General features: G+C 70.3%; 19 protein-coding genes. 9 read left to right on the top strand and 10 right to left on the bottom strand.

The features are described from left to right. Positions 1 to 138: 138 nt before the first annotated feature. The 5 genes from AMIS_RS16285 to AMIS_RS16265 form a co-directional block, all read right to left on the bottom strand. Positions 139 to 882: a cation transporter gene (locus tag AMIS_RS16285; RefSeq protein ID WP_014443428.1), complete on the bottom strand. Its 744-nt coding sequence runs from the start codon at positions 880 to 882 to the stop codon at positions 139 to 141. After that, the gene (locus tag AMIS_RS16280) at positions 879 to 1,277 is read right to left on the bottom strand and encodes an ArsR/SmtB family transcription factor (protein WP_014443427.1); all 399 of its coding nucleotides are present in this window, start codon (positions 1,275 to 1,277) and stop codon (positions 879 to 881) included. Before AMIS_RS16280 ends, AMIS_RS16285 begins: the two co-directional genes overlap by 4 nt. A 19-nt stretch (positions 1,278 to 1,296) precedes the next feature. After that, on the bottom strand, positions 1,297 to 1,767 hold the full coding sequence (locus tag AMIS_RS16275; RefSeq protein ID WP_014443426.1) for an SRPBCC family protein: 471 nt from the start codon (positions 1,765 to 1,767) through the stop codon (positions 1,297 to 1,299). A 123-nt stretch (positions 1,768 to 1,890) separates the two neighbouring features. After that, positions 1,891 to 2,898, bottom strand: a complete 1,008-nt coding sequence (locus tag AMIS_RS16270; protein WP_014443425.1) for an NADPH:quinone reductase — start codon at positions 2,896 to 2,898, stop codon at positions 1,891 to 1,893. Between the two features lie 88 nt (positions 2,899 to 2,986). After that, the gene (locus AMIS_RS16265; RefSeq protein WP_014443424.1) at positions 2,987 to 3,664 is read right to left on the bottom strand and encodes a TetR family transcriptional regulator; all 678 of its coding nucleotides are present in this window, start codon (positions 3,662 to 3,664) and stop codon (positions 2,987 to 2,989) included. Between the two features lie 237 nt (positions 3,665 to 3,901). Here AMIS_RS16265 and AMIS_RS16260 point away from each other — a divergent pair, with 237 nt between their 5' ends. After that, positions 3,902 to 4,681: a glycoside hydrolase family protein gene (locus AMIS_RS16260; RefSeq protein WP_014443423.1), complete on the top strand. Its 780-nt coding sequence runs from the start codon at positions 3,902 to 3,904 to the stop codon at positions 4,679 to 4,681. 63 nt (positions 4,682 to 4,744) lie between these two features. On the opposite strand, the gene AMIS_RS16255 is transcribed toward AMIS_RS16260, so the two are convergent. Beyond that, positions 4,745 to 5,137, bottom strand: a complete 393-nt coding sequence (locus AMIS_RS16255) for a pyridoxamine 5'-phosphate oxidase family protein (protein WP_014443422.1) — start codon at positions 5,135 to 5,137, stop codon at positions 4,745 to 4,747. A gap of 41 nt (positions 5,138 to 5,178) precedes the next feature. Beyond that, positions 5,179 to 6,219 (bottom strand): NAD(P)-dependent alcohol dehydrogenase, encoded by a 1,041-nt coding sequence (locus AMIS_RS16250; RefSeq protein WP_014443421.1) that lies wholly within the window; start codon positions 6,217 to 6,219, stop codon positions 5,179 to 5,181. 101 nt (positions 6,220 to 6,320) lie between these two features. On the opposite strand from AMIS_RS16250, the gene AMIS_RS16245 reads away from it, so the two are divergent. After that, positions 6,321 to 7,208 carry a helix-turn-helix transcriptional regulator gene (locus tag AMIS_RS16245; RefSeq protein ID WP_014443420.1) on the top strand — a complete coding sequence of 296 codons (888 nt, stop codon included), beginning with the start codon at positions 6,321 to 6,323 and terminating at the stop codon, positions 7,206 to 7,208. 56 nt (positions 7,209 to 7,264) lie between these two features. Here the strand turns inward: AMIS_RS16245 and AMIS_RS16240 are convergent, their stop codons facing one another. Then, the gene (locus AMIS_RS16240) at positions 7,265 to 7,951 is read right to left on the bottom strand and encodes a phosphatase PAP2 family protein (protein ID WP_014443419.1); all 687 of its coding nucleotides are present in this window, start codon (positions 7,949 to 7,951) and stop codon (positions 7,265 to 7,267) included. Between the two features lie 55 nt (positions 7,952 to 8,006). Between AMIS_RS16240 and AMIS_RS16235 the strand changes: the two genes are divergently transcribed. Genes AMIS_RS16235 through AMIS_RS16225 form a run of 3 tightly spaced genes read left to right on the top strand, consistent with a single transcriptional unit; the run spans position 8,007 to position 10,337 of the window. Further along, entirely contained in the window at positions 8,007 to 8,774 is a 768-nt protein-coding gene (locus tag AMIS_RS16235; RefSeq protein WP_014443418.1) for an ABC transporter ATP-binding protein, read from the top strand. Next, the gene (locus AMIS_RS16230; protein ID WP_014443417.1) at positions 8,771 to 9,532 is read left to right on the top strand and encodes an ABC transporter permease; all 762 of its coding nucleotides are present in this window, start codon (positions 8,771 to 8,773) and stop codon (positions 9,530 to 9,532) included. The genes AMIS_RS16235 and AMIS_RS16230 overlap by 4 nt, the downstream gene beginning before the upstream one ends. A gap of 16 nt (positions 9,533 to 9,548) precedes the next feature. After that, on the top strand, positions 9,549 to 10,337 hold the full coding sequence (locus AMIS_RS16225; protein WP_014443416.1) for a MerR family transcriptional regulator: 789 nt from the start codon (positions 9,549 to 9,551) through the stop codon (positions 10,335 to 10,337). Here AMIS_RS16225 and AMIS_RS16220 read toward each other — a convergent pair. Next, the gene (locus tag AMIS_RS16220; RefSeq protein WP_014443415.1) at positions 10,334 to 10,834 is read right to left on the bottom strand and encodes a hypothetical protein; all 501 of its coding nucleotides are present in this window, start codon (positions 10,832 to 10,834) and stop codon (positions 10,334 to 10,336) included. The genes AMIS_RS16225 and AMIS_RS16220 overlap by 4 nt on opposite strands. 123 nt (positions 10,835 to 10,957) lie before the next feature. On the opposite strand from AMIS_RS16220, the gene AMIS_RS16215 reads away from it, so the two are divergent. The 4 genes from AMIS_RS16215 (at position 10,958) to AMIS_RS16200 (ending at position 14,560) form a co-directional block, all read left to right on the top strand. After that, a complete protein-coding gene (locus AMIS_RS16215) occupies positions 10,958 to 11,182 on the top strand; it encodes a hypothetical protein (RefSeq protein ID WP_014443414.1) in 225 nt (74 codons plus the stop codon). Between the two features lie 232 nt (positions 11,183 to 11,414). Further along, on the top strand, positions 11,415 to 12,560 hold the full coding sequence (locus AMIS_RS16210; protein ID WP_014443413.1) for a Fic family protein: 1,146 nt from the start codon (positions 11,415 to 11,417) through the stop codon (positions 12,558 to 12,560). A gap of 9 nt (positions 12,561 to 12,569) precedes the next feature. Further along, positions 12,570 to 13,166 (top strand): YdeI/OmpD-associated family protein, encoded by a 597-nt coding sequence (locus AMIS_RS16205; RefSeq protein ID WP_014443412.1) that lies wholly within the window; start codon positions 12,570 to 12,572, stop codon positions 13,164 to 13,166. Positions 13,167 to 13,378: 212 nt separating this feature from the next. After that, entirely contained in the window at positions 13,379 to 14,560 is a 1,182-nt protein-coding gene (locus tag AMIS_RS16200) for an alanine--tRNA ligase-related protein (RefSeq protein WP_014443411.1), read from the top strand. Here the strand turns inward: AMIS_RS16200 and AMIS_RS16195 are convergent. Then, a complete protein-coding gene (locus AMIS_RS16195; protein ID WP_014443410.1) occupies positions 14,525 to 14,962 on the bottom strand; it encodes a hypothetical protein in 438 nt (145 codons plus the stop codon). The genes AMIS_RS16200 and AMIS_RS16195 overlap by 36 nt on opposite strands. Positions 14,963 to 15,175 lie beyond the last annotated feature (213 nt).

The following is a 15,175-nucleotide window of genomic DNA, read 5'->3' as shown; positions in this document are numbered from 1 at the left end:
GGTTCGCTCCTGTCTGGTTCGCGTGCACCCTGAACGAGACGGGGCGTGCTTTCCTGACAGGGCGAACCGGTGACCTGGATCACTGGCGATCGTCGGCCGCAAGGGGACGGGATGCGCCGTTCGGGGCGCCTGCCGACACTAGGAGCCGGCCGGGCCGGCGGCGGTGACGGGTGGAGCGCAACAGTCAGTCGCGCCGCTGCTGGTCACGGGCTGAGCGCAACTGCCGGGCGCGGCGCCGCCGGCTGCGGGGATGGCGCAGTCGTCACACTGGTCGCCGCGCCAGGCCTGCACGCCCTCGCGCGCCGCGACCGCGGCGATCACCAGGGCCGCGACCGGGTCGGCCCACCACCAGCCGAGCGTGGCGTTGAGCAGCAGGCCGGCCAGCACGATCGCGGACAGGTAGGTGCACAGCATGGTCTGCATCGAGTCGGCGACCACGGTGGCCGAGCCGAGTTCCCGGCCGGTGCGGCGTTTCGCCCAGACCAGCAGCGGCATCACGACGACCGAGGTGGCGGCGATCGCGATCCCGACGGGTGCCGCGCCGGGCTGCTCGGCGGCGATCAGCGAGCGCACGGCGTCGATGGTGACCCAGGCTGCCAGGGCGAAGAACGAGACGGCGATCAGGCGCAGCGCGAGCCGTTCGCGGGCTTCCGGCATCCGGGACCGGAACTGCCAGATCACCACCAGCGCGGACGACACCTCGACGAACGAGTCCAGGCCGAACCCGAGCAGCGCCACCGAGGACGCCGCGGCGCCGGCGGCGATCGCGACGACGCCCTCGAGGAGGTTGTATCCGGCGGTCGCGTAGGCCAGGAGCAGGCTGCGCCGGTTCAGCTGGGCACGCCGCCGCGGCGACAGGACCGCGATGATCGGGCTGCTCATCGGCTAGCCGCCGCGGTCCGGCCGGCGCCGTCGCCCGAGCCGCTGACTCCCGGCCGGCCGTCGTGTGCGCCGGCGCCGTAGACCGGGCAGAGCGCCACCGCGGTCCCGGTCGCCGCCAGCACGCCCTCGGCGGCGGCGAGCAGGTCCATCAGCTCGGGCCGGGTCAGGGCGTAGAACGACTGGCGGCCCTCGACCCGATAGTCCACCAGCCCGCAGGCGCGCAGGCAGGCGAGGTGTTTGGAGACCGTGGACTGCGCCAGACCGAGCTCGCCGGTCAGGTCGACGACGCGGGCCTCCCCGGCGGCGAGCCGCCGGACGATTCGCAGCCGGGTCTCGTCGGCCAGGGAACGGAACAGGGCCACCGCCGGCGCACAGCCGTCATCCATCATCGCCATGCGGCGATGATAGCCTACCTCAGCGATGACCCTCCGCGTCCCGGGCGAAGGCGCGCATCGTGGCGGTGAAGGCGAGCCGGCCGGCCAGCGCGACGAGCGGCTCGGCGTACCGGGTGAGCCGGCGCGGTGAGACCGTCACGTCCTCGGTCCACGCGACCCGGCAGCGCCCGCCGGCCAGCGGTGTCACCGTGAACACCGCCCCGCCGTGCACGACCCGGCCGGACTTGGCGACCTCGCAGCGCCCGGGGCGATCCCCCGGCTCGTCGCCCTCCGGCGCCTCCCAGCCGACCACGGTCATCGGGTCGTCGAAACCCACAAGCCCCATCCCGGTACGGGCGACGAACGCGGCGCCCACCCCGTCCGGACGCCCGGTGGTGACCCGGACCGCGGTCAGCGGCACCCAGTCGCCGTGCCGGGGCCAGTCCACCAGGACACGCCAGGCGGCGGTGGCGGGCGCGTGGACATCGCGGACGACGGTGAAACGGGCCATGTGTCGACTCCCGGGCGGTTGTGCTCGCGATCAAGCCTATCCGCCGGCCTGCGGCAGCGACGCGTGATAATCCGTGACCGAGTGGCTCGACGCCGACGGCGCCGTGGCCCGCAAGCGCTGACCTCAGACCGTGATCAGCACCTTGCCGACGATGCCCCGCTCGACCGCGTCATGGGCGTCGGCGGCGCGTTCCAGCGGGAAGTGGTGCAGCGGCAGCCCGTGCTCCTCCCCCACCGGCAGCGCGCCGTCCCGCAGCGCGGCCCCGACGTCCTCGGCCGCCGCCTGCAGCGCCGCCTCGCCGACCGTGTAGAGGATCAGGAACTGCACCCGGGTGTTGAGCATCATGTGCGGGCGGATGTCGAACGCCGCCGTGTCACCGCCGTTGTTCGCATAGATCGCGATGGTGGCGTGGTTCGCGGCGACCGCCTGGTTGAGCGGCGCGTTGCGGGCCGCCGACACCTCCACGACGATGTCCACGCCGTCCGGCGCCACCGCGCGGATCTCGGCCGCCGGCTCGCCGCCCGTGTAGTCGACGACGTGGTGCGCACCGGCCGCCCGCGCCAGTGCGGCCTTCTCCGCGCTGCTGACCGTGGTCACCACGCTCGCCCCGGCCCAGCGCGCCAGCTGGATCGCGGCATGGCCGACCGCGCCGGCTCCGCCGGCAACCAACACGGTACGGCCGTCGAGCGCGCCCGGTTCGAGCCGGCTGGGCCCGCCCTCGGCGACGGTCAGGGCGCGATGCGCGGTGACCGCCGGGACGCCCAGCGCCGCCCCGGTGTCGAAGGAGGTCCCCTCGGGCAGCGGCAAGGCGTGCGCAGCCGGGACGATCGTGTGCTCGGCGGCGGTCCCGTACGGGCTGCCGTGCGCCGCGAGCATCACCCACACCCGGTCGCCGACCGCGTGTGACAGCACCCCGGGACCGACCGCGTCCACCACGCCGGCGCCGTCCATGTTCGGCGTGACCTCGGGGAAACCCGGGTCGCCGGCCGAGCGTCGTTTCCAGTCCGTCGGGTTGACTCCGGAGCGATGAACCCGTACCCGGATCTGACCGTCGCCGGGCTCCGGAAGATCTCGCTCGACCAGGCTGAGCACCGTGCTGTCCCCGGCGCCGCTGAACACGATCGTCTTCATCCTGTGAACCTACGGCAGTCCCGACGCTCAGCCGAGCCGCTTGGTACCCAGGTAGCTGCCACCGGTGGTGTGTGAGGATGCCAGGAGGTCACTCGTCGACCGTCTGCGGGTTCGGTTCCCCAGCGCTCTCGCTGTCACCGCCGGTCTCGAGATAGGTGTCCAGTCCGGCGCGCACCGCCGCGAAAGCCCCTGCGGCGGCGTCGACGATCGCGGCGCGTACGGCATCGCCTTCTTCACCGCGGGATATGCGGCGCCGAATCTCCGCGTGCAGCGCCCGGTCCACGCCGGCGATCACCGCGGCAGTGGCGTACGGAACCAATGAATCCGCGGGCGTCCTGCTGATCTCCGCGAGCTTAACGGCCAGTGCGGCCTCGGTCAGTTCGGCGAGCAGGCGCGCCCTTGCCTGAAGCGCAGGGCTGTTGTCGACTACGCGCCAGAAAGCGACCATGTCGCTGCTGATCCCCAAGGTGGGATCGTTCCGGCTCACCGCCGCAAGGAAGGATCGATGCACCGCATCGACCGCTGATGCGCCGGGAGCACCGTCGTCGAGTGCCCGTGCGAGTCGTTGGACCACGTCGGCCTGGCGGTCGAAGAACAGGTCTTCCTTGGTGGGGAAGTAGTTGAAGACAGTGTTGACCGAGACGTGTGCCGCTTTCGCGATGTCGGAGACCGTGACCTGGTCGAAGCCGTGGCTGAGGAAGAGCGACAAGGCGGTGTCAGCGATCGCGGTCCGGGTCGCCTGCTTCTTCTCGTCTCGTAACCCCATCCTCGAATCATAGCTTCACCCCAAACTTGGTGTGACTCCAAGTTTAGCGTACGGTGCGACCATGGCCCTCCTCTTCGGCATCTACCCCGGCGGCCTCAGCGGCGCGGAGACGGATCAGTCACCGACGGCCCCGCTGAACAGCCCGCTCGCATCAGCGCCGCGCTCGACGCCCTGCACGGTGAGCACCCGTTTCTCGTCCGCGGCTACCTCCACTACAGCGATACGGCTCCGGGCGCCGTGCAGGCCCCGCCGAACCCCGCCCAGTACGCCACCGGTAGCCGGCGCCTCGACCTGGTGCTGTGCTTCCGTGAACCCGGTCTCGATCTCAGCGGCTGGCTGGACTTCGTCCGCGCGCAGGTGCGCCGGCACGCCGCATGCCTCGCCACACTGCAGATCACCGAGGAAGCCGACCACGCCGGCCCCGGAGGGGACGGCGGCTTCCCGGCCGCGCGACAAGCGCTCGTCGACGGTGTCGTCGCTGCGAAGCGCGAAGCAAACCGGCTCGGGCTCGATGTTCGGGTGGGCTGCAACTCCACCATCGCCTTCGATCCGGCGCAGGAATTCTGGACCGACCTCGGCCGTCGAGGCGGTGACGAATTCCGGTCCGCCCTCGATTACGCGGGCCTCGACTTCTTCCCCGACGTCTTCCAGCCGATTCCCCGGGAACGCCTTCCCGAGACGATCGAAGGGGTCATCAACCTCTTCCGCCATCAGAGCCTCGCCGCGGCGGGCATCGAAGAATCAGTGCCGATCCATATCACCGAGCACGGCTGGGGCACTGGCGCCGACCGGCCGTACTCGCGCCAGGCCGAGGTTCTCGAAACCGTCGTGCGTACCGTTCACGACCACAGCGAAGAACTCAACATCACCACATACGAGCACTTCGCGTTACGAGACGCGAACACCAGCCACGATCATCCCCTTTACCAACTCGGCCTCCTCGACTCCGATTACCGGCCGAAACCGGCGGCCACCACCTATCGAGATCTCATCGATGAACTCAGCGTGAGGCCGTGAGACGCGCCCTTGTCGGCAAATCCGGTCAGGCTGCGGACATCGGTGATCGAGCAGGCGCCGACGTTACTGAGCGGAACCCTCGAGCAGCCACCGGGTGATGGTGAGGCGCAGGAGCACGAGGGGGCCGGAGTAGGACTCGGTCGTGATGTCGAAGCCGCCGTACTTGCGGGCGAAGTTCGCGACAACTCGCGGATGATCAGGCACATCGTCGAGGATGTCAGCGCCGGCCAACGCGACCAACGGCTCCCCACCGGATCCGTCGACGGCGAGGGACACCTGGTCGTTCAGTCGCACGTTGGCGATCTTGCGGCTCGATGGGGAGCTGGCTACCCAGAGGCCGGCCTCGTCGTGCACGAACCAGACGGGCACCGTGTGCGGCGAACGGTCGGGCCGCACGGACGTGAACCATGCCGTCTGCGCGAGCGCGAGCCGCTCCCCGATTTCTCCATCGATCATGACAGCACCTTCCTCTCAAGGGGATCGCCTGGGCTCGGATGTCAGAGGGTGGCCGCGTCGATCACGAACCGGTAGCGGACGTCGGACGTGAGGACGCGCTCGTAGGCGGTGTTGATGTCGGCTGCCGTGATGAGTTCGATCTCGGGGGCGATGGCGTGCTCGGCGCAGAAGTTCAGCATCTGCTGGGTCTCGGCGATGCTGCCGATCGAGGACGCGGCGAAGGAGCGACGGTTGCCCATGAGGGCGAAGACCGAGACGGGCAGCGGCTGGGCCGGTGCTCCGAGGTTGACCAGCGTGCCGTCGAGGGCGAGCAGCGACAGGTACGCCTGCACGTCGATCGGCGCGCTGATCGTGTTCACGATGAGGTCGAAGGTGTTGGCCAGCGTCGTGAAATTGCTCGCGTCGCTGGTGGCGTAGTAGTGGTCGGCCCCGAGACGCAGGCCGTCATCCTTCTTGCCCAGCGTCTGGGACAGCACGGTCACCGCGGCGCCCATCGCGTGGGCGAACTTGACCGCCAGATGGCCGAGACCGCCCAGGCCGACGACGGCGACCTTCGAACCCGGGCCGACCTTCCAGTGAGCGAGCGGCGAGTAGGTGGTGACGCCGGCGCAGAGCAGCGGGGCCGCGGCCTCGAACGGGATGCTCTCGGGAACGCTGAGCACGAAGTCCTCGACGACCACGACCTGGGTGGCGTAGCCGCCCTGGGTGGGGGTGCCGTCGCGGTCGATGCTGTTGTAGGTGAAGGTGGCGCCGTTGAGGCAGTAGTTCTCCAGGCCGGCGAGGCAGTTGACGCACTCGCGGCAGGAGTTGACCATGCAGCCGACGCCGACCCGGTCGCCGACCCGGTGCCGGGAGACCTCGGAGCCGACCTGTGCGACGGTGCCGACGATCTCGTGGCCGGGGACCAGCGGGTAGGAGATCGGGCCCCAGTCGCCGCGGACGGTGCTGATGTCGGAGTGGCAGATGCCCGAGTAGGCGATGTCGATCAGGACATCGTGCGGGCCGACCGGACGGCGCTCGATGGTGGTGGGGACGAGCGGGTCGGTGGCGGAAGTTGCGGTGTAAGCCCGTGCGGTGGTCATGACCCCAGAGAACAGCACCATCGTGCGGGCTGGCAGAGCCGCTTGATGGGGTCACTGGCAGTGACACCCTCAGCCCGAGGGACGCGCCTAGAGTCGAAATCATGGACAACAAGACCGAGCTGCGGGAGTTCCTCGCCTCGCGCCGCGCGAAGATCCGGCCGCAGGACGCCGGGCTCCCCGCCGGCACCGGTCGCCGGGTTCCCGGGCTGCGCCGCGAAGAACTGGCCGCCCTGGCCGGCGTGAGCGTCAGCTGGTACATCAGGCTCGAACGCGGCGACGCGGTCGGCGCCTCCGACGCCGTGCTGAACGCGATCGCCAACACGCTCCAGCTCGATGATCTGGAACGCCGCCATCTGTTCCACCTCGTGCGCGGCAGCCAGCGCAGTACGGCGAAGACCCCCGCCCGGCGCCCGGCGGCACCGGCGATCCGCGCGACGTTGCAACTGGTCCTCGATCAGATGACGGATCTGCCGGCCATCGTGCAGAACGACCGGTCCGACATCGTGGCGATGAACCCGCTCGCGCGAGCCCTCTACTGCGGGCTGCTGTCCGGCTCCCCCGGACCGTGGAACCACGCCCGCTACATCCACCTCGACCCGGGCGCGCAGACGTTCTACCGCGACTGGGACCAGGTCGCCAGCCACAGCGCAGCCATGCTCCACGTCGCCGCCGCCAAGAACCCCCTCGACACCGAGCTGTCCAAGCTGATCGGCGAACTCGCCACCCGGTCCGACGACTTCCGGGTCCGGTGGGCCTCCCGCAACGTGCACGAACACCGAGCCGGGGTGAAACGGGTCCACCACGAACTCGTCGGCGACATGGAACTGGTCTACGAGACCCTCGCCCTGCCCGGCGAACCCGACCTCACCCTGTACGTCAACGCGGCCGAACCCGGCAGCCCGTCGGCAGACGCACTGCGTCTGCTCGCGGCATGGTCCGCACCGATGCAGGCGCCCACCCCGCACCAGCAGAAAGAACACCAAGACTGAGCATCCCCGGGGCCGTCCGGTTCGCCCCGGCGCTGACCGAGCGTTCCGGCCGCTTGTCAGCCGGCCAGCAGGGGGAACAGCAGGCCGGTGGCGCACGTGCCGACGAGGCCGCCGGCCAGGACCTGGGCCACCGTGTGCTCCCCGAGCCGCACGCGCGCCCACCCCACCGCCACCGCGACCGGCGCGGTGAGCGCGAGCACCGGCCCGAAGACGACGCAGAGCGCCACCGACGTCCCGGCTGCTACCAGGGCGTGGATCGAGATCCCCCAATGCAGGAAGACGGTGATCGGCACGGCGACCAGCAGCGCCGCCACCATCGCGGCGATCAGGGCGAGAAGCTGCCGCGGGGCGCTGACCGCGACGAGCGCGAGCATCCCGCCGGCCGTCGACAGCAGGATGATCAGCAGCGGCACCCGCCGCTGCGCGTGCACGACGACGTGCTTGTCGGTCCAGCGGCCGCGGCGGACGCCGCGCAGGATCGAGACCATCGGCAGCACGCTCGCGGCCGCCACCGCGATCAGGCTCACCAGGACCGCCTGGGCGACCGAGCGCGACGACGTCCAGGCCACGGCCGCCAGCAGGAGGGCGACCAGGTAACCGGGTGAGAAGATCTCGGTGAGCACCCGCGCCGCGCGGGTGACCCGATCGGTTCCGGCCGGCGACGGGCCGGTCTCCGGCGACGACGGGCGCCGCTGCCGGGGGATACGATCGATCGACTTCGGTGATTCCGGGGATGTCATCATCGTCAGGCAGAATGGACTTGACCCTGACGCAGCGTCAACCCTCCATGCTGGCCGCATGAGCGTGACATCGGCACCCGCGATCCGGGTGCACGGCCTGACGAAGTCCTTCAAGGACGTCGATGTGCTGCGGGGCGTGGACATCGACGTGGCACGAGGCAGCATCTTCGCCCTGCTCGGCTCCAACGGGGCCGGCAAGACCACCGTGGTACGGATCCTGTCCACCCTGCTCCGCGCCGACGGCGGAACCGCCGTGGTCAACGGGTTCGACGTCGCCGCACAGCCGGCCGACGTCCGCGAGTCGATCAGCCTGACCGGGCAGTTCGCGGCGGTCGACGAGATCCTCACCGGGCGGGAGAACCTTGTCATGGTCGCCCGCCTGCGGCACCTCAAGGACTCCGGCACGATCGCGGACCGTCTGCTGGCCCGCTTCTCGCTGACCGATGCCGGTGGTCGACGCGTGGCCACGTACTCCGGGGGGATGCGTCGCCGCCTGGACATCGCGATGAGCCTGATCGGGAACCCACCGGTGGTCTTCCTCGACGAGCCGACGACCGGGCTGGACCCGGAGGCGCGCATCGAGGTCTGGCACGCCGTCCGGGAGCTGGCCGCGGGTGGCACCACGGTGCTGCTCACCACCCAGTACCTGGAGGAGGCCGAGCAGCTGGCCGACCGGATCGCCATCCTGCACCAGGGCCGGATCATCGTGGAGGGCACGCTCGCCGAGCTGAAGAAACTGCTGCCGGCCGCCACCGTGGAGTACGTCGAGAAGCAGCCCACCCTGGAGGACGTCTTCCTCGCCCTGGTCGGGAAGGACCCGCGATGACCAAGCATTTCATCGGCGACACGGCCGTCCTGCTGGGCCGCTCGCTGCGGCACATCGCCCGCAGCCCGGACACCATCATCACCACCGCGGTCATGCCGATCGCGTTCATGCTGCTGTTCGTCTACGTGTTCGGCGGGGCGATCGAGACCGGCTCCGACTCGTACGTGAACTACCTGCTCCCCGGCATCCTGTTGATCACTGTCGCGTCGGGTATCTCGTACACCGCGTACCGGCTGTTCCTTGATCTTCAAGGGGGTATCTTCGAGCGTTTCCAGTCGATGCCGATCGCGCGTCCCGCGGTGCTCTGGGCGCACGTCCTGACATCGCTGGTCGCCAATCTGATCTCGCTCGCGGTGGTGGTGCTCGTCGCGCTGCTGATGGGTTTCCGGACCGGGGCGAGCGTCGCGGCGTGGCTGGCGGTGACGGGCATCCTGGTGCTGTTCACGCTGGCGCTGACCTGGATCGCCGTGATCCCGGGACTCACCGCGAAATCCGTGGACGGGGCGAGCGCTTTCGCGTACCCCATCATCTTTCTGCCCCTCGTGAGTTCCGCGTTCGTGCCGACGGAGTCCATGCCGGGGCCGGTGCGCGCGTTCGCCGAGAACCAGCCCGTGACATCGATCGTGGACACCATCCGCGACCTGTTCACCGGGCAGCCGGTCGGCTCGGCCATCTGGACGGCTCTCGGCTGGTGCACCGGTATTCTCGTCGTCGCCTACTTCTTCGCCACCATGGCGTACCGGCGGAAGATCTCCTGAAAGGGGGGATCGGATCATGCTGACCATCGGTGAGCTGGCGGCGTACGCCGGCGTGACCGTGCGTGCGGTGCGGCACTACCACCAGGTCGGGCTGCTGCCCGAGCCGGAGCGCGACGCGTCGGGGTACCGGCGGTACGGCGCGACCGCGGTGGTGTCGCTCATCAAGATCCGCACGCTGGCCGACGCCGGCGTGCCGCTGGCCCAGATCCGCCCGATGCTCGCCGCCGGACCCGAGGAGTTCGGCGAGGCGGTACGCCGGATCGACAGGCGGGTGTCGGACGAGATCCAGCGGCTGGAGACGATCCGCAAGCAGATCGCCCAGCTCGCGTCCGGTGACAACGCGGCGCTTCCGTCGGCGGTCACCTACTTCCTCGACCGGCTCCGGGAGATCGGCGCGTCCGAGGCGATGGTGCGCGCCGAACGCGACGGATGGATCCTGGTCACGGCCCGCTGGCCGGACCGGGTCGTCGAGTGGATCCCGGGCAAGCTCGCCCAGCTCGAGGATCCGCGGGTGGTCCGGCTCTACCGGATCCTGTCGGCGCTCATCGACAGTGACCCGTCCGGGGACCAGGCTGCCGTCGCGCTGATGGAGGAGGCGGCCGACATCATGGCCGCCCTCTCCGAGGAGGCCGTGGAGTCCGGCGACGTCATCAGCACCGAGGACAAACAGGACAACCTGCCGTTCGACCTGCTCGACGCGCTGGCCGACGAGGCGCATCCGGGGGCGCAGATCATGCGGAACCTGATGCGGGAGCGGGGCTGGTACAGCTGGACCCGGACCGAGCGGATCCCGAAGCCCTCCTAGCCCTCCGGTGTGCAGCTCAACGTCTCGACCAGCGCCGTCGCCGCGCGGGTGTGCTTCGTGTACGCCTCCGGGTACGCCGACACCTGCACCGCCTGCGCAGCCTCGGTGAGCCGCATCTGCTGCCAGCCGTCGACGTCGAGCAGCTTGTCGTAGAACTTGCGGGTCTGATAGGCCGGGTCGCGCAGCTGCTTCGGCGTGCCCCAGCCCTGGCTCGGCCGCTGCTGGAAGAGACCGATCGAGTCCCGGTCGCCGCCGCGCAGGTTGCGCAGGCCGGACTCCTGCAGAGCGGTGGCGACGGCGATCACCACGCCCTGGTGCGGTACGCGGCGCTCGGTCCCGGCCGTGACGATGATGCGGGCGTTGGCGAGTTGCTCGTCGTTCCACGTACCCGGGGATGGGGTCTTCGGGGTGGGGGTGCAGGCCGCGTCGGCGCGGAGCAGAGGACTGAGGACGAAACCGAGGATCACCGCGACGGCGAGGACGAAGAACGCGCGCACGACGGCGAAGAGTACATGATCGTGAATGGCCTAAATGGATCGACGGGTTCACTTGGTGTGCTTAGCGTGGTGACCATCGTTCTACTCGTTGCGTCGTTTCTCGTTGCTGGAGGTGACCGCCCTATGTGGGTGCACGCGCCGTCGATGATCACCGCTGCGCCGGCCGCCTGGGTCGTGTTCCGCAACCTCGGCGAGAACTTCGAGTACCGGCGGGCGCTCGCCCGCCTGCGCCAGGGACGCCACGAGCCCGACCGTCACCCCCGCCGCCGCCTGCGGTCGGACTGCCCAGCGGCGAGTCGTCGCAGGCCGGCGCACCGGTGGGCCCTCCCGCGACGCCGGCACCGCTGATCAGCGGGCACGATGAGCCGTTGGGGACGCCTCGGCGGCGAGCACGGCAACAGCGGGGCGCGGCAACAGCGGCACGCGGGGCGCGGTGACCGCCGCGAGCAGCGGACACGCGGGGATTCGTGGGGCGGGGCGCTGATTGCCGAAACCGCACGCACCGCCCACCCGGTCCGGCTGGCGCTACCCGCACCGATCACCAGCCAACGCAGTGCTACCAGCCTTGTAGCATCAGAGCATGCTGTATGCGATGCCGACCCTGGACGCGGCCGACATGCGGGTCCTCACCGAGCTGGACGCGATGCGCGCCGACCTGAGCGCCCACCTCCGCTCCAAGCCCCGCTGGGAGGGTCAGCTGCGCCGGAGCCTGTTCGCCGCGGCGATCCAGGGGTCCAACACCATCGAGAACATCACGATCAGCAGCGCGGACGCCCGGGCGCTGGTCGAGCACGCCCCGATGTCCGCAGCGGCCGGCGACGAGACGCAGCAGGCGGTCATCGGCTACCGCGACGCCATGACCTACGTGCAGCAGACACCGCTGATGAGCTTCTTCGACTACTCGGAGACCGCGCTGTCCGCCCTGCACTTCATGATCACGAAGTACCAGCCGGCGAAGTGGCCGGGCCGGTACCGTACCGGCGGCGTCTACGTCTCGAGCGCCGACCCGCTGGAACCGGTCTACACCGGGCCGGACGCCGATCTCGTACCCGATCTGATGGGTGAGTTCGTCGCCTGGCTCCGCAGCGGGGATCTCGACGCGCCCGCCTACGCCCGGGCGGCGATGGCCCACCTCAACCTCGTCGCCATCCACCCGTGGCACGACGGCAACGGCCGGACCGCCCGCGCGCTGCACACCCTGGTCCTGGCCCGCACCGGAGAGGTGGCACCCGAGTTCTCCTCGATCGAGGAGTGGCTCGGCGAGCAGACCAACACGCTGCACTACTACGAGGCGCTGCGCACCGCCCAGGGTGGCAGCTTCCAGCCGGCTCGCGACGCGCATCCGTGGCTCAGGTTCGTGTTCACCGCTCATCACCGTCAGGCCCAGCGTGTGCAGCGACGCTACGAGTGGACCGTGCGACTGTGGAACGATCTGGCACGGCTCGCCGGCGAGCGAGGGCTCCCCGAGCGCATCGTCTCCGCCCTCTACGCGGCAGCGGTCGGCGAACTCCGCCGCACCACTTACCAGCAGGACGAGAGCCTCAGCCGGGACCAGGCCATCCGGGACATCCAGGCACTGACCCGCACCGGGCTGCTCACCCCGCAGGGTCACGCCACCGCCCGGGTCTACGTGCTGACCGGGGTCGCCTCCGAGATCGCCGAAGCGGCCGCCGCGGCGGTGCGGGGTCCCGGCCGTGACCCCTACCGGCCGGGCGACAGCGACTAACCTGCCGTCATGGGGAAGGCGGAACTCGAAGAGCTGATCGTCCCGGACGCGGCGGCGCTGCGGTCCTGGCTGGCCGACCATCACGCCACGTCCGCCGGCGTGTGGCTGGCGCTGACCAGGAAGGGCGGCACGGTCACCACCCTGACCTGGCAGGAGGCGGTCGACGAGGCGCTCTGCTGCGGCTGGATCGACGGGCAGGCGCGCCGCCGTGACGAGCAATCGTCGTGGATCCGGTTGACGCCGCGGACGGCCCGCAGCATCTGGTCGCAGCGGAACGTCATGCACGTGGCCCGGCTGGAGGGCGAGGGCCGGATGCTGCCGGCCGGGCGCGCCGCGGTGGAGGCGGCGAAGGCGGACGGGCGGTGGGCGGCCGCCTACGCCCCGCCGTCGGAGGCCGTGGTGCCGGACGATCTGCTGGCCGCGATCGCCGCGAACCCGGACGCGCAGGCCATGTTCGACGTGCTCACCAAGACCAACCGGTTCGCCATGATCCACCGGCTCAACGCGGTCAAGCGCGCGGAGACGCGGGAGCGGAAGATCGTCGAGTTCGTCGCGATGCTGGCCCGGCACGAGACCCTGCACCCGCAGAAGGCGATGCCCGGCTGACCGAAAATGCGCTGGGCATCGCGACGCGTCAAGCGGTACCGTCCCGGGCATGGACGTCAGCCTGCGATCCACGATCGCGACCGTGCGAGCTATCGGCTCGACGGTCGCCGCTGCCTGACCTCCACTCTTCTCGCCGCGACCGGAGACGAACCGTTTCCTGTGTCGCCGCGCGGTTCCTTTCCGGTCGTTCCGACCCCGGAAGGACCTTTGTCATGTACGTCGATCCAACAGTCCGCACGTTTCTCGACTTCTACCGCGATCGCGGTCACGTTCGGTTACCGGAGAGCACGCTGATCCCACCACCGGGTGATCCGGTGCTGTTCACCACGTCGGGCATGCACCCGCTCACCCCGTACATTGAAGGTCGTCCTCATCCTCTGGGTCGGCGGCTGGTCAACCGGCAGCGTTGCCTGCGCACCACCGACCTGGACGAGATCGGCGACGACACGCACCTCACGGTGTTCCAGATGCTCGGCTCGTGGTCGCTCGGCGACTATCCCGGCCCACAGAGCCTGACCTGGGGTTATGAGCTGCTCCGGGACGGCTTCGGGATGGATCCGGGCCGCTTGCACGTCACCGTGCACACCTGTGACACCGCGTCGCTGCGCACGTGGGAGCGCCTCGGCGTGCCGGTCGAGCTCACCACCGACGAGAACTGGTGGTCCAACGGCCCGACCGGACCGTGCGGCCCGGACTCGGAGATCTTCGTGTGGACCGGCGAGGGGCCGCCGCGGGGCACGCCGACGACCGACGACGGCTGGACCGAGGTGTGGAATCACGTCACGATGCGTTACGACCGCCTCGATGACGGCAGCCTGCGCCCGCTCGTGCCGGAGTGCGTCGACACCGGGATGGGCCTGGAACGCATGCTGACCGTCCTGCAGAACCGCCGGTCGGTCTTCGAGACCGACGTGTTCGAGCCGTGGATGACGACGGTCCCCGGCCTGTGGACCCTCGGTGACCGGGACCTCCGCGTCGTCGTCGACCACCTGCGCTCCACGATCGTGATGATCGGCGACGGCGTCGAACCGTCGAACACCTCGCGCGGCCACGTGCTGCGCCGCCTCGTCCGCCGGGTCCTCACCACCCTCTGGCGCACTGATCCGGATCGGACACCGGGCGACCTGCCGACCGACCTGATCCAGCACACCCTCGACCTCTTCGAGCAGATCGACACCCTTCCCCGGGTACGGGGTGTGCTGCGCACCGAGGAGGACAGGTTCCGCGACCTGCTGCGCCGGGGCCGCCAGGTGCTGTCCCGGCGGCGCTCCCCCGGCCCGCTGACCGACGACGACTACCGCGACCTGCACGAGACGCACGGCGTGCCCCGCGAGCTGGTCGACCTGGTGCTGACCGGGTCACACCTGATCGAGGAACGGCCGGACCTGCGCTGACGGGGTGAGCAGGGTGAGGGTGGAGCCGTCGGCGAAGTCGAGGCGCAGGCGGCCACCCTCCTCCGCCGCCGCGGTGAGCCGGTCCCGGGGGCACTCCCAGCGCACCCGCAGCGCCGAGGAGAAGGCCCGTTTCGCCAGCACCAGCAGCCGCCGGTCGGTGATCGCCAGGATCCGCGGCTCACTCACCAGCCGGACGTGCTCCTCCAGCCCGGCGGCGAGTTCGACCGGCGGCCGGTACGGCATGTCGCGAGGCCGCCGCCGGAACCGCAACGGCGACAACTCCGAGCGCGTGATCTCCATGGGCGGCTGCTCGTCCGCCCGGCTCACCCACACCGCCGCCCGGAACACCTCACCGGGCTGGAGGTGCGCACGCACCCGTTCCTCGTGCTCGCCGGTGCTCATGCTGGAACTCCCACTCTCGCGAACGCGGTCCGGTGACCTGACAGTCGACCACGGGACCGGACGCGCGCCGCGACCGGGCCTCGTCAGTTGACGGCGATGATTTCGCTGATCAGGCCGCCTCCGGGGAAGTCGAGCTTGCCGCGGACCGCGCCGAGCGACGGCATCGCGGCCCTCCCGCGGCGATCCGCTCGATCGCCGGGTCGCGTCGCTGAC

The sequence above is a fragment of the Actinoplanes missouriensis 431 genome (genome assembly GCF_000284295.1).
GTDB classification, from domain to species: Bacteria; Actinomycetota; Actinomycetes; order Mycobacteriales; family Micromonosporaceae; genus Actinoplanes; species Actinoplanes missouriensis.
This window is presented reverse-complemented; position numbering and strand designations above follow the sequence as displayed.

Bases quoted from the DNA above. Each gene is read 5' to 3' on its own strand.
- AMIS_RS16200 (WP_014443411.1), top strand. From the start codon at position 13,379: ATGTACGTCGATCCAACAGTCCGCACGTTTCTCGACTTCTACCGCGAT.
- AMIS_RS16265 (WP_014443424.1), bottom strand. From the start codon at position 3,664: ATGGGGTTACGAGACGAGAAGAAGCAGGCGACCCGGACCGCGATCGCT.
- AMIS_RS16285 (WP_014443428.1), bottom strand. From the start codon at position 882: ATGAGCAGCCCGATCATCGCGGTCCTGTCGCCGCGGCGGCGTGCCCAG.
- AMIS_RS16195 (WP_014443410.1), bottom strand. From the start codon at position 14,962: ATGAGCACCGGCGAGCACGAGGAACGGGTGCGTGCGCACCTCCAGCCC.
- AMIS_RS16235 (WP_014443418.1), top strand. From the start codon at position 8,007: ATGAGCGTGACATCGGCACCCGCGATCCGGGTGCACGGCCTGACGAAG.
- AMIS_RS16245 (WP_014443420.1), top strand. From the start codon at position 6,321: ATGGACAACAAGACCGAGCTGCGGGAGTTCCTCGCCTCGCGCCGCGCG.
- AMIS_RS16205 (WP_014443412.1), top strand. From the start codon at position 12,570: ATGGGGAAGGCGGAACTCGAAGAGCTGATCGTCCCGGACGCGGCGGCG.
- AMIS_RS16210 (WP_014443413.1), top strand. From the start codon at position 11,415: ATGCTGTATGCGATGCCGACCCTGGACGCGGCCGACATGCGGGTCCTC.
- AMIS_RS16280 (WP_014443427.1), bottom strand. From the start codon at position 1,277: ATGGCGATGATGGATGACGGCTGTGCGCCGGCGGTGGCCCTGTTCCGT.
- AMIS_RS16230 (WP_014443417.1), top strand. From the start codon at position 8,771: ATGACCAAGCATTTCATCGGCGACACGGCCGTCCTGCTGGGCCGCTCG.
- AMIS_RS16225 (WP_014443416.1), top strand. From the start codon at position 9,549: ATGCTGACCATCGGTGAGCTGGCGGCGTACGCCGGCGTGACCGTGCGT.
- AMIS_RS16275 (WP_014443426.1), bottom strand. From the start codon at position 1,767: ATGGCCCGTTTCACCGTCGTCCGCGATGTCCACGCGCCCGCCACCGCC.
- AMIS_RS16240 (WP_014443419.1), bottom strand. From the start codon at position 7,951: ATGATGACATCCCCGGAATCACCGAAGTCGATCGATCGTATCCCCCGG.
- AMIS_RS16270 (WP_014443425.1), bottom strand. From the start codon at position 2,898: ATGAAGACGATCGTGTTCAGCGGCGCCGGGGACAGCACGGTGCTCAGC.
- AMIS_RS16215 (WP_014443414.1), top strand. From the start codon at position 10,958: ATGTGGGTGCACGCGCCGTCGATGATCACCGCTGCGCCGGCCGCCTGG.
- AMIS_RS16250 (WP_014443421.1), bottom strand. From the start codon at position 6,219: ATGACCACCGCACGGGCTTACACCGCAACTTCCGCCACCGACCCGCTC.
- AMIS_RS16255 (WP_014443422.1), bottom strand. From the start codon at position 5,137: ATGATCGATGGAGAAATCGGGGAGCGGCTCGCGCTCGCGCAGACGGCA.